Here is a 21669-nt window from a genome sequence, read left to right as displayed (position 1 = left end):
CCGTCCGGAGGCTGACATGATCCCGTATGTGGACTGACGCAGTTACCCCTGGACCCCTGACCAGTTCACAACCGCTTCGACATTGTTCCCGTCCGGATCCAAGACGAAAGCCGAATAGTAATGGGGGTGGTAATCGCGCAGTCCGGGAGCACCATTGTCACGGCCCCCGGCAGCGAGCGCCGCCCTGTAAAAGGCATCCACCGTTGCGGCATCGGCAGCCCTGAAAGCTATATGGGTCACCGGCGAAGCAGCCCCATCCTCACTCGGTGTCAGATAGAAGTCCGAGTGGGCCCCGTCGTCCTCTGCACCCAACCCAATAGTGGGCTCATGGTGGGCCTTGGCCACGTACCCCAATGGTGCCAAGGCTTTGCTATAGAAATCGATGGAAGCCTGGATGTCCCGAACCTTCAGCGTCAGATGATCAATCATGTCCATAATTCTAGGTAAATCGTCAGCCAACAGCGGCCGGCAACCCAGAATGATCTTTTTCCCATGCCGCTCGATGATGCCGCTCGATGCCGGTGAACGATCGAGCTCGAATCCTCAAGGCTGCGTTTCAGATGTACCGCCCGCCGGGCAGGTGCATAAAGTCCTCCACCTTGTTCCATTTGACCGGGTATCCCGCTCCGTGGGCGCAGAAGACCGAGTCAGGGGTGTTCTCCAGGTCGGACTCGGGGTCATAACCGATGGAATCCACAAGAGCATCCTGGTCTTGGCAGGGACGGTATCCGCTGAAGAAACAGACCAGATGCCCGCGGCCATGACTGTAGGTGCTGACCTCGATGGCATAATCACGCATCTGTGATACCGGCGCATCCCCTTCCAGTTCAACCGTGTCCCCGTCTGCCTGCGGTTCCGAGAAGTTGCCCTTCATCCGGTAGATGTCCGACATTGCTCTGCCGAGGTTCGCCTGAGGAATGGCGAGTCTGAAATGGTACCAGGGCTCCAGCAGAATATTACGGGCCTTCATCAGCCCCTGCCGGACGGCCCGGTATGTAGCCTGGCGGAAGTCCCCGCCTTCGGTGTGTTTGATATGCCCGCGGCCGTCAAGCAAGGTGATGCGCATATCGGTGAGGGGCGAGCCTGTCAGAACGCCCAGATGCTCCTTCTCCGCCAGGTGGGTCATAATGAGCCGCTGCCAGTTCCCGTCCAGGCGGTCCAGGCTGCAGGTCGACGCGAAGCTGAGACCACTGCCCGGCTCCGTAGGTTCGAGGAGCAGATGGACTTCGGCATAATGTCGGAGGGGCTCAAAATGTCCAACCCCTTCAACGGGGGCCGCGATGGTCTCCCTATAGAGGATTCCGCCCTGACTGAAGGAGACCTGCATACCGAACCGCCGCTCCAGCTCCTCCTGAATTACCTCCAACTGGACCTGTCCCATCAGTCGCAAGTGAATCTCCTGGAGCTGCTCCTGCCAGACCACATGCAGCAGAGGATCCTCATCCTCCAGGATGCGCAAGGCCTTCAACACCTGGTGTGGATCCAGCCCCTCAGCCGTCACTGCATAGGTCAGCACCGGCTCCAGCACAGGCTCCAGGTTCTTTCGCTCGCAGCCGAGCCCCTGGCCTGGACGTGTCAGATCAAGCCCGGTTGCAGCCACGACGCTCCCGGCCTGAGCGCAATCCGTCAGCCTATAAGACGCTCCGGAATAGAGCCGAAGCTGGTCAATAGTCTCGCTGGTCTCCCGGTATCCGGTCTTCCCGGAACCTGCTTGGCCTTCGGAATCATTGTGGGCATCGGTAATCACAGCCGACTTGACCGGCAGGTCGCCACCGGTCACCTTGAGCCAGGTCAACCTGGCGCCCTTGTCATCATGCGATACCTTAAACACCCTTGCGCCGAACTCGCTGCCATACCCCGGCGAAAGGGTGTACCGCTCCAGCCCCTCCAGGAGGGCATACACCCCGTCCAGACGCAGGGCAGACCCAAGGAAGCATGGGAAGAGACGACGATCGACAACCAGCCGTGCCAGACTCCCATCCGATATGCCCTCGGTCTTGAGATACTCGTCCATAACGTCCTCATCGAGCAGGGCCACATCCTCCATATCGCCATGCTCCAGTCCACGACTCAAATCGAAGCACCCCGGAGACCAGCGCTGCTTGCAGCTTTCAAGAATACGGGCAGCATCAGCTCCAGGGGCATCCAACTTGTTGATGAAAATGAAGGTGGGCACCCCGTAGCGCGCCAGGAGTCGCCAGAGCGTATCGACGTATCCTTCCAACCCAGCGGTAGCATCAACGACCAGGAGGGCATAATCCAAGACTGACAGGACCCGCTCCATCTCGGCTGAGAAATCGACATGGCCGGGTGTATCGATAAGGGTCAGATCCACATCGCGATAGGTCAGCCGGGCTGGTTTGGAGAAGATGGTAATACCACGTTGACGCTCCAGATCGTTGGTGTCCAGATAGGCATCGCCATGATCCACCCTGCCCAGACGGCGAATTCCCCCGCCCCGGTAGAGCATGGCTTCCGAGAGCGTGGTCTTGCCGGCATCCACATGGGCCAGCATTCCCACCACTATCCTCTTGACCACAGGAGGCCTCCCTCGCTCTTCATATTTCTGTGCACTTTATGGTCAGTCTGCCGAAACCTGATAGGTCAGGTCGTGGATGACCCGGCCGGCCTTGATCCCCTTACGCTCGAAATTGGTTACGATTCTGCCCTCGAACCGCTCCGACTCCATGAACATGGCATGAGGCAGGGATTTGGCCTGATCAGCCGTCCCCTTGCCGACATGTTGGGTGGGCAGACTGACTGGCAGAGTGCCCAGGTTTCTGAACCTCGGATTCCCATCCATCACCTCATGCACATGCAGGGCGTAATCCTCGATGTCAGTGGCAATTCGCCAAAGACCGCCCGGCTCCAGACAATCCGCCAAGTCAGCAGCCAGAGCCGGCTGGACCAGACGACGCTTGTGATGCTTCATCTTGGGCCAGGGGTCGGGGAAGAAGGTCCACACTTCCTTGATCAGTCCGGGATCCATTCGGGCCAGGAGGTCCGGGGCGTTGACCTGGGCAAGCCGCAGATTATCCAAGTCCGATTTACCAGCCATCAGCATGGTATGGGCCAACCCTGGTTGATAGACCTCCAGGGCCAAGTAATTCTGATCAGGGTGTTCCCGAGCCGAAGCCACGACATTCTCTCCCTGGCCGGATCCAATCTCGACGATCAGCGGGGCATCCCTCCCCCAAACCGATCTGACCATGGCTGCATCACAACGCAGATCCTCGGCAACTGTCAGCGAGCCCTCAGCCTGACCCAGATCGAGCAGGTATCTGGAGGAATACCGGGACCAAGCCCTCGCCAGTCGTTCGCTGAGCTTCTCGGAGCGCCTCACATAGGAGACGATGGACCGCCTAGGGGCCATGCTCTGTCTTTCTTCACTCATCACAGCTCATATATATCCTAGAAAATACAAACAAGCGGGCATAGCGGGTATATGTGCCCGTGATATACTCAATTCAGAACAAAATACAACAAAATATTGCAAAATCGAACAAGAGTTTGGTTTTGGCTAGGAAAGGCATGCAGATGTCAGTTTTGGTTACAGGCGGCTGCGGATACATCGGCGCCCATGTGGTTCACGCCCTGCAAGAGGCCGGCAAGGAGGTCGTCGTGGTCGATGACCTCAGCTACGGCAGGCCTGATCGGATCGGGAATGCCCGTCTTTATGGCGCTGACGTGGCCGCACCGGGCGCCGATCAGCGTCTGGCCGAGATCATCCAGGAGAACAAGGTCGACTCCGTCATCCATTTTGCTGCCCGTAAGCAGGTGGGCGAGTCGGTGGAGAAGCCCATCTGGTACTACCGGCAGAACCTGAACGGCATGATCAACGTCCTGTCCGCCATGGCAAAGACCGATGCCAAGAAGCTGGTCTTCTCCAGCTCGGCAGCAACCTATGGCGAGCCTCCGGTCGATGTGGTTCCCGAGGACGTACAGCCCATGGTCCCCATCAACCCCTACGGCCAGACCAAGCTGGTCGGCGAGTGGATGGCCCGGGCCTGCGAGCAGCCTTACGGCATCCGCTTCTGCGCCCTGCGCTACTTCAACGTGGCTGGCTGCGGACCGGTCAGCCTGGAGGACCCGGCTGTCCTCAACCTGATCCCCATGCTCTTCGACAGGCTGCGGCAGGGCAAGGCACCCGCCATCTTCGGCGACGACTACCCCACCCCCGACGGCACCTGCGTGCGAGACTACATTCACGTCTCTGACCTGGCCGACGCCCACATCGCCGCCTTGGACTACCTGGACCGCGACCAGCGCCGCTACGATGCCTTCAATGTGGGCACCGGCCAGGGTACATCCGTTCGACAGATCGTGGACGAGGTCAAGAAGGTGACGGGTCTGCCCTTCACTGAGGCCATCAAGCCCCGCCGCGCTGGCGATCCGCCGCACCTGATTGGCGACCCCACCCGAATCAACACCGAGATGGGCTGGCATGCCAAGTATGGCGTCGAGGAGATCGTCGAATCTGCATGGAAGGCCTGGCAGGCCAACCCTGCCCACCACATCGACACCGATGGCTGGCAGCAGCAGGACTAGGCAGCGACGCGCCGGGGCTTGCATTCCTCCGGCGCTCATGTAAACTTTCCTCTTGGCTGTTCGAGCAGCCTCGGCTCCGTAGCTCAGTTGGTTAGAGCGCCGCCCTGTCACGGCGGAGGTCACCGGTTCAAGTCCGGCCGGAGTCGCTGGGAATGGTCTGACTCGGTTTTTCCGGGTCTTTTCGACTGTTCATGGCTCTGTAGCTCAGTTGGTAGAGCGAGCGACTGAAAATCGCTAGGTCAACGGTTCGATCCCGCTCGGAGCCACCAGCCATTAAGCCCCTGAGATTCATAAGGAATCCAGGGGCTTAATTGATATTTGCGTTCATCGATCGTTCACGACAGCTGACGCGTCACCCAATCGACGATGTAGGGCGCCGTATGCTCGATTTGATCGATGGCCACCTCGAACTCACGGGGGCCGCCATACCAAGGGTCCACCAGGTCGATTTGGCTCTCCCGGCCCGGTGCCGGCTTGGGCAGATCCGGATCGAAGCTGCGGTACAGGTGAACAGCGGATCGCTTGCCTGAGGGCAGCAGACGCAGCAGGGCTCGCATATGGTCGGCTGTCATGGGCAGCAGCAGGTCGGCGTCTTCGGCCTCCTCCCGGGTGATCCGGTGGGCGAAGTGATCGGGCGGCACCTCATAGCCCCGCTCGCGCAGAACCTTCTGGGCACGCCGATCTATGGGGTTACCGAACTCCTCGTCGCTGACCCCGCTGGATTCCACCCTGACCTGGTCCTCATCCAGTCCGCGATCTTGGAAGAACTTGCGCAGGATGACCTCAGCCATGGGCGACCGGCAGATGTTGCCGGTGCAGACGGTCATGACGTTGTAGGGACCCTGTGAGGCCTTTCCTTCAGAATCCTGGCCCATCAACGCACCTTCCCATAGGTGATGTACCGGAACCGCGGGATGGCATCCGCCTGATCCGGTTTGGCAGGGGTCATCCATTGGCTCTCATCGCGCACCTGCCAGAACCGCTTGCTGACCAGCTCCTCCATATCAGGCACAAAGACATCAGCTGGAATCTGCAGATCCAGATCAGTCACATAGGCTGCATCAGCCAGCGGAAAGAAGGTGTTGAAAACCCCTGCGCCGCCGATAACCCAGATTTCACTGCGATCCATCCCATCGTCGGGAATGGCTTCCTGCCTGGCTAGCTCCAGAGCATCGTCAGCCGCAGATACCACCGTGGCGCCAGGTGCCCGAAACTCTGGATCACTGGACAGAATGATGTTGTCCCTCTTGGGCAGGGGCCGCTCCCCCATGGAGACCCAGGTTCGCCTCCCCATGATGACAGGATGGGAGACTGTCAGCTCCTTGAAGTGCCGCATGTCCTCGCTCAGATGCCAGGGCAGCGCATTGTGGTAACCAATGGCGCCGCGCCGACCGTCAGTGGCCTGCGCCTGCGCCCAGATCATATTGACCGATGAGCGGCGGCCTATCTCTTCTTCCTGATGCCGCCATTCCTCATCACCTAAAAGCCCGGCCTGACCGGGCTCGGGTTCGTGATAGCCGCTTCGACTATTGTCATGCTCCATCTGTTGCGTTCACTCCTCATAGCGAGTAGATATACGAGTACATTCTAATCTGCGGATCCGACGGTGCCCGTATTCCGCTCACCGCACCATCAGACTGCCACAGGGGCCTTGATGGCGGGGTGGCAGTGATAGTCCACCACCTCGAAGTCTTCGTACTGATAAGAGAAGATCGAGTCAGCCTTGCGAATGCGCATGGTTGGATAGGGATAGGGCTCACGCGACAGCTGCTCCAGAACCTGCTCCACATGGTTGTCGTAGATGTGGCAGTCGCCGCCGGTCCAGACAAACTCCCCAGGCTCAAGATCGGCTTGCTGAGCCATCATCAAGGTCAGTAGGGCGTAGGAGGCGATGTTAAAAGGCACCCCCAGGAACATGTCGCAGGAGCGCTGATAGAGCTGGCAGCTCAGCTTGCCGTCGGCCACATAGAACTGGAAGAGCGCATGGCAGGGAGGCAGGGCCATGCTGTCGACCTGGGCCGGATTCCAAGCAGTGACGATCATTCGACGGGAGTCCGGGTGAGTGCGAATCAGATCCAGCACCTTGGCGATCTGGTCGATGGTGTGATGGGGGTCCTCGGGCGTCGGAGCGGGCCAGCTGCGCCACTGAACCCCATAGACCGGTCCCAGGTCCCCTGTTTCCGGATCGGCCCACTCGTCCCAGATATGCACGCGGTTCTCCTGCAGCCAACGCACGTTCTGCGAGCCCTTGAGGAACCAGAGCAGCTCGTAGGCGATGCCACGGAAGTAGACCTTCTTGGTAGTGATCAGCGGGAAGGAATGCGACAGATCGAAGCGCATCTGCCTCCCGAACAGAGGGATGGTCCCGGTACCCGTCCTGTCGGACTTCAGGGTGCCCTCGCGCAGGATGGTGCGCACCAAGTCCTCATAGGGAGTGGGAATGTCCGAGTCGGGACGCTCAGGGATACGTGTGCGAATACGCTGCAGTTCTTCAGGAGTCAAGGCCATGCGGCCATACTATCAAGTCCTCCGCCAGCTGAGCGTGCCCCGGTGACGAATTGCACAGTCCGGGTTAGATTGGAGGAGCAGGTCCGACCATAGGGTCGGATCCGGATGACGCACCCGCCGGGTGCCAAACAAGGAGGAACAGATGGGCAAGAGACTTTGGGTCGAACGCGACAAGGACGGCACTTGGAACGCCTATGGCGACAATGGGGCGCACATCACCTTCGGCAAGGGCGAGGATCAGTTTAACCCCGGCGATCTGATGAAGATCGCTCTGGCCGCCTGCGGAGCCCTCTCCAGCCAGTTCGCCGTGGAGAGCGCCCTAGGCAAGGGCAAGGGGGCGAAAATCGTGGTGGACGGCACCTATGACGCCGACGACGACGCCTACCTGAGCTTCGACGAGCAGGTGGACGTCGATGCCACTTCAGCCAGGCTGGCCCAAGATGATGCAGACAAGCTGGAGGAGCGGGTCCGCCGCCATATAGCCAAGTCCTGCACCGTGGCCCACACCTATCAGAGGGAGACACCGGTCAGGATCTCCGTCAAGGTTCGCCACTGATCTGACGACAATAAAGAAGCGGGAACCTCCAGGTTCTTTGAACTCGGAGGTTCCCGCTCTTCGTAGGGGCCGTCACTGAATCGACTGCCTACTCCTTATGCTCGGGATCGATGGTCGACTCCAGGTCAGCCAGCTGCTCGGGCTTGGCCGAATCCACGGAGATACGCTCCACGCCGGTAATCTCAGCCACATCCGTGCTTTCAGCCGCCTCTGCTGCGGCCTTGAGCCCGGACTCCTCAGCCTCCACGTACTTGCGCGGCACCACGTAGACCGGGCTGACTGCATGCTGCAGGAGCCCCTGGCTGGTCGACCCCAGCAGAAGCCCTGTGAAGCCGCCGCGACCACGCGAGCCGACCACAACCACATCATGGGTCTTGCTGGCCTGGGTCAGAGCTTCCACAGCCGATCCCGGCACCACGGTCTTGTTGATGCGCAGATTCGGGTAGGTCTTCATAAGCGGTGCAATTCGGGTATTGAGGTCATCCAGGTAGGAATCCATGACGCTGCGCTCCTCGGCCGAACCCGTACCGGTCAGTCCGGAAATATTGGGCACTGCAGACATGACGTCCAGCTCGGCATCCCAGCTGTCGGCGAAGGCAGCGGCGATCTGCAAGGCCTTGAGGCCCCACTTGGACTCGTCGGAGCCCACAGCAACCCGCTTGATGTCATTGCTCAGATGCATCAGATTGCCGTCGTCGTCGGTGTAGGGAACAACCACGATAGGGCAGTAAGCATAGGCGGGCAGGCTTGAGCTGGTGGTTCCCAGCAGACGCTCGGCCAGGCCGCCCTTGCCCCTGTTGCCTATGACAATCAGCCGGTAATTGCGGCTCAGCTCCACGAAGACCGATGAAGGATCCCCCGTTACGATCAGCGTGGCTGCACTGACACCCTGCTCGTCGGCGATGGCCTTGGCCTTGGAGAGGATCTCCTGGGCGTCGTTGTGAGCGGCCACGTCGTCACCCATGGTGGTATACGTCGCATCGAAGGAGACTGCGGCATACGAGGGAAGGGAATAGGCGCAGACGATTTGTAGGGTCAACCCTGCATGCTTAGCGTAGTTGGCGGCCCACCACGCCGCCTTGTAGCTGGCGTCCGAGCCATCGACGCCTACCAGAACAGCCTTGTCGTTGCTCATCCGACGACCTCCTTTAAACTTGGCGATGACAAACCGACATCGCTCCTTCTGTCAGAATATCGCATGCGGGTCTGATCAATAAGTTTGCAGGGACCAACACGCGAGGAACCTCGACTCCGAATATGCAAAACGCCCCCAGGGGGGGCGTTAACACTGCATAAAACCTATGCCTCAGACCAGACGACGGTAGTTGAAAGTCTGATAGACCGCCTGAACCTTGACGCTCTGGCCGGGAGCCGGAGCGTGGATCATGCGTCCACCGCCGACATAGATGCCGACATGGCTGCCATCGGGGGCTACCATCAGGTCGCCAGGAGCAGGATCCGTAACCGGCACGCCCATCGAACCCTGAGCATCGGCTGTGCGGGGCAGACCAATGCCGAAGTGGGCAAACACGTACTGGGTAAATCCAGAGCAATCAAAGCCCGTGGCAGGATCTGTTCCTCCCCACACATAGGGAATCCCCTGGAACTGAAGGGCGTAGTTGACCACATCTGCACCTGTGCCGGTGGCCGGCACGTCAGCGACTCTACTAGCGGCACCGCCACGAGCAGCCGAACGACTGACCTGCGCGGCCTGGCGCTGGCTGGCCGCCGCCTGGGCCTGCTGAGCTCTGGCCTCAGCATCCTTCTCGGCCTGTGACTTGGTAGCAGGGACGTTCAAGGACTCGATGCCACCCCAGCGACTGTCCTTTTCGACGGTGGTCGCCGTCGATTCGGTCAGCAGGTCGGCACGCACCTTGCTGCCGGGGGTGAATGAACGCGACGAAGTGGCTACGGCCTCACTACCGTCACTGGCCTGAGCCACGGCGGGTATACCGATGAAAAGCGTGCTACAGATAGTAGCCGCTGCCATCATGCTCACATACTTGCGTGTTTTTTTCATCGTGCACAATTCTATCACGTGTAGGGAACAAAAATTGACTTTGGGGAACACGATCCGCGCAACCAAGGATCAGTAATGGATATAGCGCAGAGCGTGCACGTTGGTCAGGGTGCGGGAGTAAGTCTTTCCGTTCATCACAGCGCCGCACTCTGAGGTGACGATGGAACCATCGGGATTGATCTTCTCTACGATAGCCACATGGCCATAGGTGGAATCTGAACCCTCCTGGCCAGCCTGGAAGACCACAATGTCGCCGACGTTGCGCGGCGTGTCATCCACCCAGTAGCCTAAAGTCCGAGCCGAGCCTGACCAGTCCTTGGCATTGCCCATATGGGACCCCACCGGCAAACCCAGCTGGTGACGACGGACATAGGCCCACCAGGTGCACTGGCTGAATTCGTAGGCGTTGCCCACATCTCCCGTGGCATGGTTGGGGTTGAACCCTGCCGGCAGAACCGAACGGTTGGCATCCATCAGCGCCGCCACGGCCGGATTGTTTGCCGAGGATTTGGACATCTGCCCGGCATCGAGCGCAGACTCGCCCAGGTCCCAACTGCCCTCGTTGCGCTGCGAAGCCGTCGGCAAAGGCTGACGGTAGTCGGAGCGAGAAACCCTTGAACTGCCATCAGCACCGGAGTAGCCGGTGGAGGATGAAGGGGTGACAAGGTTGATCGCGACGCTGCCGGCCATAGGCAGGGACCAGTCGCCCCGAGCCTGGTTAACAGCCATTGAGGAAGCGGCCGCACCAACAAGGACAGTCAGGGCCGAACCGGTCATGATATGGGAGCGACGGGCTGAAGCCTTGGCCGCCAAACGAATGGAACGTCGGGTTCGAGGGGCCACCTCGTTGAGCTTGGCCACCAAGGCATCATCAACGCCCTGGATGCCGGCCTCCCGGGTTGCGCCAGTCGATCGGCTGGTCGGCGAACTGCCGACACCTGCGCCCCGCGTGGCCGAAGCCCTGTGCGCAGCATGCTTCATGTAGAATCACTCCCGTTTATGTTCCGACGCGACTTTCGTGCCGTATCACGAACCATCACAAGGGAACACCATAACGCAAGCGAGAACCCAGGCCAAATGACCTGAATTGTCCACACTGGTGTACTCAAGCATGGCTTCGGTGGTCGCTCATCTTCGACAACCACGGAATACGCTAGGATTATACGGACATAAGGCGGACATGGGCAAACCCGCATGCGTGCCGCCCGCCACGGCGTGTCTCTCGGTTTTGAGTCCTGTATGGTCCACCCTGAGCGAACCCTGATTTAAACCGGGGTCGAAGCCAAGAGGAAGGACCCGCCGGCTTCGTCGGAATCCTGGGGCATGGTGATGTCGATACGGCCGTCCTGGGAAGGAATGAAAAGGGCCTGACCCTGATCCAGTACACAGGACTGGTCAGCGGTTGCACAACGGATCCGACCATCAGTACAGACGATGATGCGCGGCCCGCGGCGCGGAATCATCAGGTGACGAGGCCCCAGGCGCTCTATCAGATCCCCGTAACGCTGCTGAAGCCTGTTAAGCAGGGGCCATGTGGCTCCACCCTCCTCCACATGCCCGTAGACCAGCATGTACTCGTTGATCTTGGGCCTGTAGGTCACCATATTGTGCATGATCAGGGTGGCGATCATGGAGCTGGATGGGTCGATGGGAGCTGAAGGCTGGCAGTCCAGGCTGTGCAGGAGGTTGGGAATGTCCCGATGCTTAGGGGTCATGCCAGCCCTGAGCACATTGTCGGAGTTGGTCATGATCTCTGCCGCGGTGCCATGGATGTAGGCGTGAGGTGTCCCGGCGGGGATGTAGACCGAATCACCCTCCTCCAGATCCACAGGGTTGAGCATGAGCAGGCAGAGCACAGCCGGGTCCTCCGGAAAGGCCCGTGCAGCACACAGGGCATGATTCAGTACGGCGCCCGCTCGTTTCGAACGCAGTCGCCCAGCGGCAGCCTCCAAGGCTTCTTCCATACCGCGGGCCGCCTCTGGCTCGGCAGTCACGGCGGCGTGGAAGGCCCGGAAAATACGCCGGCGGGAATCCGGCCAGATTAAAGAGGAGACCGGCATCATGGCATCAGCCGAAGCGAAGCGGGCCGGCGGAACTCCCAAGTGGAAGGTACGGGCGGTCAGCGCCTGGGTCATCAGCTCAGCCAGCGGGTGGTCCACGGCGCGCAAAAGGGTCAGCTGAGTGGAAATGGTCGCGAAGCCTACACAGGCCTGGAAGGACTCCAAGGCCACCACCATTTCGTTCTTGGCCAGACTGTCGTGAAAGGAGCGTCTCGGATCGTCGTCAGGCACCCCCTGGGCATTCTCACGGTTGAAACCGGCACGAGCCTCGAAATCCAGGGGATGCACCTGCAGGGAGAGAGGGATGCGGGCCGAAATGATCTTGAACAGGTAAGGCAATGTAGGGCCGAAGAGGCGAGAGTCGCGCTCTCCCAGCATGGTCATGGGATTGCGGCGAATGGCCTCGGTCAACGGCATGAGCGAGCCGTCGGGCAGGGTCAGGGGCGAAGGGGATTCGGTATGCCCGCTGAACCACATCTCCGCTAAGGTATCACCCTGGCCTTCGTCTGACTCCTGCAGATGGAACATGCGCTGCAGTCGGTCATGTGAGCCCCAGGCGTAGTGCTTCTCCACAGCTTGGATCGGATACACGCACTCCCCTTTCCACGGGAAATCCCTCCATGGGCCGGTGCATACGAACCCACCAATCCCCGTCATGATAGGACAAGGGCCAAGGCCTGGGCAAGGCGTGGGGGTCGCCGCATGTCATTGCAAACGGTACAGTGGGGGGTATGAAGCTGGCTCCCATTTTCGATCCGGACGCCCGCAGGCCATCGCCACGTCCCGTGCAGGTGGATCTGCGACGCATCTTCCTGTTCGGCACTGGGGCATGGATTCTGGCCCTTGTTGTGGTGGGCATCCTAGCTCTGACCGGAATGACGGTCACCAAGCCCCTTATTGTCTGCCTTTCCGGGGTTGGCGTGGGCATCCTGCTGATGATCTGGGAGCATTTCAATCGCTGGGATTATCGCCGTCTGGCCCAGCAACCGGACCCTGAGCCAGAGGAAGCATCAGCGTAAATGTGCTCCCCTCTCCCGGCGCACTCCAGACAGTGACCGATCCATGGTGGGTCAGGGCCACATGTTTGACGATGGCCAGCCCTAGGCCGATGCCCACTGCAGTCTGTTCATTCTGATTGTCTGCGCGGTAGAAGCGTTCGAAGATCCTGCCTTGGTCCGCCTTGGATATGCCTCGGCCGTGGTCGACCACCCTGATGATCCCGTACTGCCCGTCCTTGGAGGCCTGTGCCACCAAGGAGACAGTCGATCCAGTAGGTGAATAGGATATGGCATTCTCCACCAGCTTGGCCAAGGCCACTCTGATCTGTTGTCCGTCGCCGTGAATAGTCAGCGTCTGGTCGCATCGCCACCGTAGTGTCACATGGGCCTGATCAGCTCCATCCTGCTCATCCTGAACCACTGTCCTTATCTGCTCAGCCACGTCAAGCACATTCTCCCTGCTGGGTTTGATCCGCTCCTGAGCCCGGATCAGCAGAAGAAGATCCTTGAGCACATGCCCCAGATAGGCGCTGTAACGCTGGACCGAGGAGGCATCCTTGGAGACGCTGCGCAGGTGGCTGCGTAGCAGATCCGGGTCGTCCCCCTCCAGATGCGAGGTGGTTTTCAGTTGCGCCGCAAGCTCCTCAAGGGCCTGAACCGGCTTGAGCATCTGCTCGGATACATTGGTCATGAAAGCATCCCTGGTCCGAACGAACCTGACCGAATCGCTCACATCATCGATAAGCACCACGACCAAGGACTTGTCGATACGCCCCAGAGTGACCTTGAGCCAGTTCCTTCTAGATACCGCCTGGGCCTGAACATGGGTCGCGTCCCCGGAATCCTCGACCTCGGCAATATCCCAATCATCGGATTCCGAGCTCCCGGTAGCGGCATCCAGAGCGAATTCCGTGGGCGTTCGCGTGGTCAGATTGAAGCTGCGGCGACCGCCCGAGCGGCGTACCTGCGCAATGGCCTCGATGATTTTCGGATCCGCAATCTCGTCGTTGCTGACGATTCCCAGCCTGTAGGCATCCGGGCTTGAGCGAACAACCTCGTCATCACCATCGACCACAACCGTGGCGGCAGGAATGAGCGCCAGCAGAGCCTGGGTCGAGCCTTCCAATGCCCCGCTTTCGGCCTGTTCACCATCCTTGCTCCGGTTGCCCATAAGGCTGCATAGGCGGTCCATGAACCGTCTCATAAGGACTTCCCTCCAGTCCGGCGCCGACCCCGGACACTGCAACATTAACCAAGTCTCATCGGCAGTTTCGGCTTTATTCTCGCATATCCGACTTCGATTGCCGCTCCAATGGCCCGACATTCTTCAGGACTGGCTTTTTCTTGCCATGCCGGTCACATAGACTGGAGTCATATCGTTGACCGAGGCCGAAAGGGAAGAACAATGCGCGTGATTTTCAACGAGGAGCTGGGGCTTGTGGCCGACGATCTCGATCGGATGGCCGCCAAGGTTCGCGATGCCATTAAAAAAGCCGGACGATCCCTGATGGACTGTGACGTGGAGACAGCCCAGGAGGTCATCGACGGGGATGCCGATATAGACAACCTCCAGGCCAGCATCATTGACCAATGCATCAGGCTCCTGGCTAAGCAGAGCCCTGTGGCCACTGATCTGCGGGTGGTGGTCTCCACGCTGAGCCTGTCAGCCACCTTTGAGCGCATGGGAGACCTGGCCAGGCACATCGCCGAGACAGCGAGGCGCTCCTACCCCGAACCGACCCTGCCTGACGAGGTCATTCCCCTGTTCAAGCAGATGCAGGATTTTCTGGACGTCATGGCTGACCGTCTGGTCGAGATGCTCTCCGACAGGGACACGACTATAGCCGAGCAGATCATCGTCAGCGATGACCAGATGGACAAGCTCCATCAGAAAACTTTCAGCTATGCCCTCTCGGACGACTGGAAGGGGAGCAGACAGCAGTTGATCGACCTGGTCCTGGTGGCACGATTCATGGAGCGCCTGGGAGACCACGGCGTCTCGGCAGCACGACGTGTGGTCTACATCGTTTCAGGCTTCGACCCCTCCAAAGACCCCAAGGATCTGGGTATCGACCTGGACTGAAAAATAAGGAAAAGAACGTCCTTAACCACCAGGAACACGAAAAGGTGGTGCCCTCCACAAAGGAGACGGCACCACCTCAATAACTTTGGACGTGCTGCGTTCAAAGTCCGATTGAGATCATCGGTTGGATTTTGATCTCACTTCTGGCCCTGGGCCGCCACAGCAGCAGCACCGGCCGCGGCTGCTTCCGGATCCAGGTACTCGCCACGAGGCTTGATGGGCTTGAAGTTCTCATCCAGCTCGTAGACCAGAGGGATGGCCGTGGGGATGTTGACCTTGGCAATCTCGTCTTCAGTCAGGTTGTCGAGCATCTTGACGATGGCCCTCAGCGAGTTGCCATGGGCGGCAATCAGGACGGTCTTGCCGGTCTTGAGCTCAGGAACAATGTCGCTCTCCCAGTAGGGGGTGACGCGCTTGACCACGTTGGCCAGTGCCTCGGCGCGAGGCACGGGGGCTCCGGCATACCGAGGATCATGGGACTGCGAGTATTCATCGTCAGGGTCGATTTCGGGCGGCGGGGTGGCATAGGAACGGCGCCAGAGCATGAACTTCTCGTCACCGTACTTCTCGCGGATCTCGGTCTTGTTCTTGCCCTGCAGTGCTCCGTAGTGGCGCTCGTTCAGCCTCCAGTCGCGCTTGACGGGGATCCAAAGGCGGTCGGCCTCGTCCAGGGCGATGTTGGCGGTGTTGATGGCGCGGCGCAGCAGGGAAGTGAAGACGATGTCCGGCAGAACACCCTTATCCTTGAGCAGCTTACCGCCCTTGCGGGCCTCCTGCTCGCCCTGCTCGGTCAGCGGGACGTCCACCCAGCCGGTGAACTGATTGGTGTTATTCCATGCGCTCTGGCCGTGCCTGAGCAATACTAGTTTGTAGGTCATAGTGAAAATTCTAAAACCTAAGAGGGACTGTTTGGCGGACCTACACCTCCTCCGCAAAGCGGTCGCTTAAAGCAGACAGACACCCAGCCAGCAGAACCCTGTCAGCAGATCGGTATAGCCCGACAGTGCGAAGGCCCTACTGAAGCGGTTCCGACAGCTGGCCATTGTGGTGGCAATGGCCAGAACCAGGACAGGCAGTAGGCAGAGCAGGCGGGGCCAAGCGGCTGCAAGAGAGCCGTCCGACAGGGACCATGACTCCACCACGCCCAGGATCACAGCCAGGACATAGCAGGACCCCATCAGAATCAGTGTGCCTTTGGCTCCGATGAAGGAAGACAGCGTGTACTTGCCGGCCAGAGGATCCGCATCAATGTCCCGATAGTTGTTGATCTCCAGAACGGGAATGCAGATAAGACCGCCAACCAGAGCGCCGATGAACCCATGGCGGTCGACGATGCCGGTCTCCATGTACTGAGTGGCCAACACGCCAACCAGGCCGAAGAAGATCATGATGCTCAGCTCGCCCATAGCCCTATAGCCGTAAGGGTGCTTGCCTCCCGTATAAAACCAGGCTCCCAGCAGGCAGAAGATGCCGACCAGGATCATCCACCAGTGGCCAGTCACCCAGCAGAGAATCAGACCAGACAGGCAGGCCATAAGGATGTTGAGGTAGGCAGACAGCAGAACCTTACGAGGCTCCACACCACCGGCCACCCCTCTTCTGGGCAGATCAGGCACCGAGCCGTCAGCGCCCGCACCCGAAAGGCTGCTCCGGCCCTCGTCAGTACCCCTGATCCCGTCAAAGTAGTCATTGGCCAGATTGCAGGTGCTGTGGATGAACACAGCCGTTAGACAACATAAGAGACCGATCAGCCAGAAGCGCGTGTCCGGCCCCATCCCTTGGTCGAACAACTGCCGGAGGGCCACCGCTGTGCCGATCAGGACCGGCGTGGGTGAGCAGAGCAAGGCCGAGGGTCGCAGTGCGTCCTTGTATTCCCGAAGTGTGATGAACATGATTGCCTGATTATCCACCAAATCGCTCGAAAGTCGGACTGCTCTCTTATGAGCCTATCAAGATTTTCACAGCTGCAGAAGCAGGCCCGCCGACCAGCACAGGGCGGAGACCAGAGTACCCTTGCCTGCCAAGCCGAAAGCCTTGGGCACCTGGCCACGGGCAAAAGCTCGACAGATCAGCAGAAAGACAGCGGCCACAGGCAGGAGGATCAGCACTAGAGGGAAGCCGGGCAGACCACGTCGCATGACAGCCGGAACGAACTGGATCAGGCCCAGAACCAGACTCAGGATGTAGACCAGGTAAATGGAGATGGCCGCTGCACGCGCCCCCACCAGAACCGCGTATGTGTGTTTGCCAGCTCGGCGGTCGTCGTCCAGATCACGGTAATTGTTGAGCATGAGCAGGCCCACAGCGTTGAGCCCGCAAGCGCAAGCACCAAGGATGCCGGCGGTATCGACCCTATCAATGAGAAAGTACTCGGTGCCCAGGGTGGCCACCAGTCCGAAGAAGATGAAGACGCTGACCTCGCCCAACCCATGGTAGCCATATGGATGCGGGCCGCCCACATAACACCAGCCCGCTATCAGGCAGCAGACCCCGACCAGGATCATCCACCAATGACCGGTCAATGCCATGACGATGAGGCCCATCAGACAGGTGAAAGCCGCCGAAATCATGGTAGCGTACAGCACTTTCCTGGGCGGCACGCCAGCGGCCACCAGGCGCCTCGGTCTGCCAGAGGCGGCCTCCTCGCCTCCGCGGCCGGAGTCAGTGCCGCGAACACCATCGGCATAGTCATTGGCGAAGTTGGCTGCGATCTGCATCGACAGGGCGAGCAGGACCAACAAGACCACGATCAGGGCCAGCCTTCCCGGTGTGGCCACCTTCAGGGCAGGGTCGACAGGAGAGGGCGAGCAGGAGCTGGTGCACTGTTCCAGGAGCCGTGACCGCTCCAAAAGTGCAGCCGAAGCGCCCACGCAGACAGGCGCCACCGAAGCAGGCAGCGTCCGGGGACGCATGCCATCCATCCACAGCCTGATATTCATGACCGTCCCTCCCCTGTTATCATCTCAGACCCTCTCAGATCAGCGGCTTGACCAGCGGGAAGGTGATGGTCTCGCGGATGGATGCACCGGTAAGGGCGATCAACAGACGGTCGATGCCCATGCCCATGCCGCCAGCGGGAGGCATGCCCACGCCCAGGGCCTCCAGGAAGTCCTCGTCAATGTCCATGGCCTCGACATCGCCGCGGCTGGCCATCTTGGCCTGCTCGACGAACCGCTGCCGTTGAACCACCGGATCGTTGAGCTCGGAGTAGCCCGTGGCCAGCTCGAACCCGCGAACGTAGAGGTCCCACTTCTCGACCACGCCTGGCTTGGTGCGGTGGGCTTTGACCAGAGGCGAGGTCTCAACCGGGAAATCACGCACGAAGGTGGGCTCGTACAGCTTGTCCTGCCAGAAGTGCTCCCAGAGGTGTTCGACCAGCTTGCCGTGGTTTTCGGCAGGCTCCTCCACCAGGCCCAGCTTGTCAGCTATAGTCCGCAGATGGTCCACGCTGGTCTGTGGAGTGATCTCATCACCCAAGGACTCGGAAAGGGAATCGTACATGCTGATTTGGCGCCAATCGCCGCCGAAGTCGTACTGGCTGCCATCCTGCAGGGTCACCCTGAGCGATCCAGCCGTGGCCATGGCCGCCTTTTGGATCAGTTCCTTGGTCAGATCCCCGATGGTGTCATAGGTGCCGTAAGCCTGATAGGCCTCCAGCATGGTGAACTCCGGTGCATGGGTGGCATCCACGCCCTCATTGCGGAAGTCGCGGTTGATCTCGAAGACCCGCTCAATCCCCCCCACCAGGCAGCGCTTGAGGAAGAGCTCAGGGGCGATGCGCAGGTAGAGGTCGATGTCGAAGGCGTTCATATGCGTGGTGAATGGCCGGGCCGCAGCGCCGCCATGCACGGTCTGGAGCATGGGGGTCTCGACCTCCATGAAGTCGTGGTCCTCGAAGGTGCGCCTCAGGGAGGAGACGGCCTTGGAACGGCGGCGGACCATGGCCCGCACATCCTCATCGGCGATCATGGCCAGGTAGGGCTTGCGGGTGCGCTGCTCCTCGGTCAGCTCCTTGTGAAGGGCAGGCAGAGGCTGCAGGGCCTTGGCCGCGATATTCCACTCGGTGGCGAAGACGGAGAGCTCGCCCGTCTTGGAGGCGACCACGCGGCCGCGCAGATAAAGGTGATCGCCGAGATCGACCAGTTGCTTGAACCGTTTCAAAGAATCAGCGCCGATCTCACGCTTGGAGATCATGCCCTGAATGCGGGTGCCGTCACCTGCCGCCAGCTGGACGAAGCAGAGGCCGCCGCCGTTGCGCAGGAAGAGGACCCTGCCGGCGATGCCGACCACATCTTCAGTCTCCTGGCCCGGTTCAAGGCGGTCCTGATACTTACGACGCACATCCTCGATGCGATCAGTCACATCCAGATGGACCGGATAGGGCTCAATGCCTTCCTTGAGCATGAGCGCCCTCTTGGCCACACGCATACGCACCTGTTCGGGATGGCCTTCAGCGCCGTCCGTCGGGTTGCCGGGATCAATGGCGTCATCCAGCTGGGCGCCCTGATCGATCTTCTCCGTAATGGCCATATCCTGATCGAGCAGCACCTGAGCGCGTTCGACCGTCGTCAGACGAGGGGTTTCTTCCGATGAGTCATTCATAAATCGCTATTTTACGCATGAGCCAGTACTAGGCCCCGGTTGCCACCTAACACCAAGTATCTGAATGGTCGCGCCGCGCAGACGATAGCGTTTGGCCGACGGTACGTGTACTATATAGAACGTTGTCACGGGGTATAGCGCAGCTTGGTAGCGCGCTTCGTTCGGGACGAAGAGGCCGGGGGTTCAAATCCCCCTACCCCGACAATTATTCCGGCTCCCAGGGGCCGGAATTTCTGTATTCGCAACTTTTAGACATAGCTGTATACAGGAATAAAAACTTATCTTATCTCTGTCTCTTTTCAATAAGCTCTTGCATTTTATGAGTTCGAGATCACAGCCCCAACGATCCGGAAATCTTCCACTGCATTAATATTTAGGTTTCTCGGAACAGAAAGACGCATCATCAGCATCCGGATGTAGTATATAAACAAATATTCTGTTCAAAGGAGCATAATGCGGATCTTAGCCTTTGACCTTAAAGGACTTCGCTTATACGACAAGAGCGCACTACGCATGATTCTGTTCGCCGAAGATAGAATTACCGATGGCAGCTTCACCCATCGCCTTCAGGGCACCACCTCACCGCTTGGCATCGTCACAGCCATTGGCATCTCCGGTATCAATGCCTCCGGCAAAACCACTGATCTACGCCTGCTTTCTCTAATCATCAACATTGCCAGAGGTGCTTCATTGGGAACTCAACGCTCCACCATCGATCCGCTGATGGACATTCTGGAGCCCACGATTACAGCACGCATTATCTTTGAGGAAAACGGCGAGGCTTGGCTGCTCAATGCCACACTCCGTCGCGCCGACAAGGACGAGGCCACCGCCGACTCCCCCTTGGTTTTCGAAAAGGAACGGCTGTGCCAGTATGCAGGCAGAAGTCTGAGCAAGATTCGTTTGAAAAGAACCATAGATGGCGACGAAGAATCCTGGTGGACTGTAGCTACTCGAGGAATGAATAAGTCGGGCGACGAAAAGGAGCTGGCCGAGGATGTCAAGAGATTTTTGCCCCCCGATCGCTCTCTAACGACGGGGATTCTGCGCACCAAGGAGACCGTGGTCACCCTCTGTCTGCAAAATCCGCTGCAAATGTCCATTCCTGTCACTCCCCCATCGCAAGTGGTACGTCTATTCGATCCGACCATCGAACACTTGGAAGTAAGCGATCACCAGTTCCATATCAAGTTCCGCAATGAAAAGGTTGAGCGCGACTGTGATCCCTCGCAAGCTATGGCCATGATATCGGCGGGAACATTCCGTGGAACCTCCTTGGCACAACATGCTATCGAAACACTTGCGCAAGGAGGCTACCTACTATTCGACGAAATCGAAAACAGCATAAACAAGCAGCTGGTCTTCGCTATCATCGATTTGTTCTCCTCACCTGCTACTAACCCGCATGGGGCGGTGCTTGTTTTTTCTACGCACTATCCAGAACTGCTGGACCATTTCACCAGAAAGGACAACATTTGGTTCGCTGTCAGACATGAGAACGCCGGATTCCAACTGGTCCGGTATAACAAGCTGGTCACCCGCGGTGAACTGAAGAAGAGCGTCCAGTTCATGTCAGGTGCCCTGCAAGGAACCGCGCCCTCAGCCGCTTCCATCAGCGCCTTGCGGAGCTACGTCAAGGAAACGGTTCATGGATAGTCAAGCGATTTATAATGAACCTACCTTGGTTATCTGCGAAGGGTCTGCCGAAAGCGTCATCTTTGAACTCCTACTGACAGCAGGAAAACTTATTATTCCTAAAGATTCCCTCATTGAAGATCCGCAGACTGGTCGGTTTTATACCCGCTGCCGTAAAGATAGGGAAATCGAGGAACGGTTCCTTTCCGTGACCTATGGTTCTCCGTGCGTGAATATCGTCCGTATTATTGACTCGCCAAATGAACGCTTTCACTTGTCGCCTCTGTACCAGTCTAAAGCCCGTGTACTTACACTGACTACTCGTCCTGAGATCGAGATCCTGGCCATCATCAAAGAGGGGGCCTATAGGGATTGGACGCACGTCAATAACATGAAACCCAGCGAATTCTGCAAGGAGAAACTGGGGCTGCACAAGATCAAGCAGTATGCTTTCTTGCACCAATATTGGAATGACGCGGATGAGCTCTGTCGTGTCATCGAGTTGTATCGAAGAAACCATCACTTCCAAAACCATGAGCGATGTTTGGCCGAGCTCCTCGTTACCCATTCAGGCAGCTACACCGGACAGGTGTGACCTAGGCGACATAGCCGACTGAAGTCCATCAAAGACCATCAGCCTAGACTGATAGATAGAAGCG

21 protein-coding genes and 3 tRNA genes are annotated in these 21669 nt (G+C 59.0%); 9 read left to right on the top strand and 15 right to left on the bottom strand.

From position 1 onward, the window contains the following. Positions 1-42: 42 nt before the first annotated feature. The 3 genes from CI601_RS02165 to trmB all read right to left on the bottom strand — a co-directional run bounded on the left by CI601_RS02165 (position 43) and on the right by trmB (position 3394). Positions 43-429, bottom strand: coding sequence for a VOC family protein (locus CI601_RS02165; protein WP_121914126.1), 387 nt, complete (start codon positions 427-429; stop codon positions 43-45). A gap of 127 nt (positions 430-556) precedes the next feature. Next, the gene (locus tag CI601_RS02160; RefSeq protein WP_220702615.1) at positions 557-2539 is read right to left on the bottom strand and encodes a translation factor GTPase family protein; all 1983 of its coding nucleotides are present in this window, start codon (positions 2537-2539) and stop codon (positions 557-559) included. A gap of 42 nt (positions 2540-2581) precedes the next feature. Then, the gene (gene trmB / locus CI601_RS02155) at positions 2582-3394 is read right to left on the bottom strand and encodes a tRNA (guanosine(46)-N7)-methyltransferase TrmB (protein WP_121914124.1); all 813 of its coding nucleotides are present in this window, start codon (positions 3392-3394) and stop codon (positions 2582-2584) included. 143 nt (positions 3395-3537) lie between these two features. On the opposite strand from trmB, the gene galE reads away from it, so the two are divergent. The 3 genes from galE to CI601_RS02140 all read left to right on the top strand — a co-directional run bounded on the left by galE (position 3538) and on the right by CI601_RS02140 (position 4817). Then, on the top strand, positions 3538-4548 hold the full coding sequence (galE, locus tag CI601_RS02150) for a UDP-glucose 4-epimerase GalE (RefSeq protein WP_121914291.1): 1011 nt from the start codon (positions 3538-3540) through the stop codon (positions 4546-4548). A 72-nt stretch (positions 4549-4620) separates the two neighbouring features. Beyond that, positions 4621-4694, top strand: a tRNA-Asp gene (locus CI601_RS02145). A 47-nt stretch (positions 4695-4741) separates the two neighbouring features. Beyond that, positions 4742-4817 (top strand) — tRNA-Phe (locus tag CI601_RS02140). Positions 4818-4883: 66 nt separating this feature from the next. Here the strand turns inward: CI601_RS02140 and CI601_RS02135 are convergent. The 3 genes from CI601_RS02135 to CI601_RS02125 form a co-directional block, all read right to left on the bottom strand. Further along, entirely contained in the window at positions 4884-5423 is a 540-nt protein-coding gene (locus CI601_RS02135; RefSeq protein WP_121914123.1) for a low molecular weight protein-tyrosine-phosphatase, read from the bottom strand. Continuing rightward, positions 5423-6091 carry a dihydrofolate reductase gene (locus CI601_RS02130; RefSeq protein WP_121914122.1) on the bottom strand — a complete coding sequence of 223 codons (669 nt, stop codon included), beginning with the start codon at positions 6089-6091 and terminating at the stop codon, positions 5423-5425. The genes CI601_RS02135 and CI601_RS02130 overlap by 1 nt, the downstream gene beginning before the upstream one ends. Before the next feature lie 89 nt (positions 6092-6180). Then, positions 6181-7056 (bottom strand): thymidylate synthase, encoded by an 876-nt coding sequence (locus CI601_RS02125; RefSeq protein WP_121914121.1) that lies wholly within the window; start codon positions 7054-7056, stop codon positions 6181-6183. Between the two features lie 142 nt (positions 7057-7198). On the opposite strand from CI601_RS02125, the gene CI601_RS02120 reads away from it, so the two are divergent. Continuing rightward, positions 7199-7612, top strand: coding sequence for an OsmC family protein (locus tag CI601_RS02120; protein WP_024626723.1), 414 nt, complete (start codon positions 7199-7201; stop codon positions 7610-7612). 88 nt (positions 7613-7700) lie between these two features. Here CI601_RS02120 and CI601_RS02115 read toward each other — a convergent pair whose 3' ends face one another. The 4 genes from CI601_RS02115 to manA all read right to left on the bottom strand — a co-directional run bounded on the left by CI601_RS02115 (position 7701) and on the right by manA (position 12283). Continuing rightward, entirely contained in the window at positions 7701-8747 is a 1047-nt protein-coding gene (locus tag CI601_RS02115) for a universal stress protein (protein WP_024626724.1), read from the bottom strand. 171 nt (positions 8748-8918) lie between these two features. After that, positions 8919-9632 carry a C40 family peptidase gene (locus CI601_RS02110; protein ID WP_259465283.1) on the bottom strand — a complete coding sequence of 238 codons (714 nt, stop codon included), beginning with the start codon at positions 9630-9632 and terminating at the stop codon, positions 8919-8921. Positions 9633-9701: 69 nt separating this feature from the next. Beyond that, the gene (locus tag CI601_RS02105) at positions 9702-10613 is read right to left on the bottom strand and encodes a CHAP domain-containing protein (RefSeq protein WP_121914120.1); all 912 of its coding nucleotides are present in this window, start codon (positions 10611-10613) and stop codon (positions 9702-9704) included. Between the two features lie 284 nt (positions 10614-10897). Beyond that, positions 10898-12283, bottom strand: coding sequence for a mannose-6-phosphate isomerase, class I (gene manA, locus CI601_RS02100; protein ID WP_121914119.1), 1386 nt, complete (start codon positions 12281-12283; stop codon positions 10898-10900). A 140-nt stretch (positions 12284-12423) separates the two neighbouring features. Between manA and CI601_RS02095 the strand changes: the two genes are divergently transcribed. Next, positions 12424-12711: a DUF2530 domain-containing protein gene (locus tag CI601_RS02095; RefSeq protein ID WP_121914118.1), complete on the top strand. Its 288-nt coding sequence runs from the start codon at positions 12424-12426 to the stop codon at positions 12709-12711. Here the strand turns inward: CI601_RS02095 and CI601_RS02090 are convergent. Continuing rightward, positions 12644-13894, bottom strand: a complete 1251-nt coding sequence (locus CI601_RS02090) for a cell wall metabolism sensor histidine kinase WalK (RefSeq protein WP_259465282.1) — start codon at positions 13892-13894, stop codon at positions 12644-12646. The two genes, CI601_RS02095 and CI601_RS02090, sit on opposite strands and share 68 nt — an antisense overlap. 201 nt (positions 13895-14095) lie before the next feature. On the opposite strand from CI601_RS02090, the gene phoU reads away from it, so the two are divergent. Then, positions 14096-14773 (top strand): phosphate signaling complex protein PhoU, encoded by a 678-nt coding sequence (phoU, locus tag CI601_RS02085; protein ID WP_121914116.1) that lies wholly within the window; start codon positions 14096-14098, stop codon positions 14771-14773. A gap of 137 nt (positions 14774-14910) precedes the next feature. On the opposite strand, the gene CI601_RS02080 is transcribed toward phoU, so the two are convergent. From CI601_RS02080 to lysS, 4 genes are all read right to left on the bottom strand, one after another. Continuing rightward, complete coding sequence (locus CI601_RS02080) at positions 14911-15651, bottom strand: phosphoglyceromutase (protein ID WP_024626731.1); 741 nt, start codon at positions 15649-15651, stop codon at positions 14911-14913. Between the two features lie 66 nt (positions 15652-15717). Next, positions 15718-16665, bottom strand: coding sequence for a 1,4-dihydroxy-2-naphthoate octaprenyltransferase (gene menA / locus CI601_RS02075; RefSeq protein ID WP_121914115.1), 948 nt, complete (start codon positions 16663-16665; stop codon positions 15718-15720). A gap of 66 nt (positions 16666-16731) precedes the next feature. Beyond that, complete coding sequence (menA, locus tag CI601_RS02070; RefSeq protein WP_121914114.1) at positions 16732-17712, bottom strand: 1,4-dihydroxy-2-naphthoate octaprenyltransferase; 981 nt, start codon at positions 17710-17712, stop codon at positions 16732-16734. A 34-nt stretch (positions 17713-17746) separates the two neighbouring features. Then, complete coding sequence (gene lysS / locus CI601_RS02065) at positions 17747-19375, bottom strand: lysine--tRNA ligase (protein ID WP_121914113.1); 1629 nt, start codon at positions 19373-19375, stop codon at positions 17747-17749. Positions 19376-19503: 128 nt separating this feature from the next. On the opposite strand from lysS, the gene CI601_RS02060 reads away from it, so the two are divergent. The 3 genes from CI601_RS02060 to CI601_RS02050 all read left to right on the top strand — a co-directional run bounded on the left by CI601_RS02060 (position 19504) and on the right by CI601_RS02050 (position 21605). Further along, a tRNA-Pro gene (locus CI601_RS02060) sits at positions 19504-19577 on the top strand. A gap of 251 nt (positions 19578-19828) precedes the next feature. Next, positions 19829-21031, top strand: a complete 1203-nt coding sequence (locus CI601_RS02055; protein WP_121914112.1) for an AAA family ATPase — start codon at positions 19829-19831, stop codon at positions 21029-21031. Continuing rightward, positions 21024-21605, top strand: a complete 582-nt coding sequence (locus CI601_RS02050; RefSeq protein ID WP_121914111.1) for a hypothetical protein — start codon at positions 21024-21026, stop codon at positions 21603-21605. The genes CI601_RS02055 and CI601_RS02050 overlap by 8 nt, the downstream gene beginning before the upstream one ends. Positions 21606-21669 lie beyond the last annotated feature (64 nt).

The sequence above is a fragment of the Bifidobacterium sp. wkB344 genome, assembly GCF_003688305.1.
GTDB classification, from domain to species: domain Bacteria; phylum Actinomycetota; class Actinomycetes; order Actinomycetales; family Bifidobacteriaceae; genus Bombiscardovia; species Bombiscardovia mizhiensis.
This window is presented reverse-complemented; position numbering and strand designations above follow the sequence as displayed.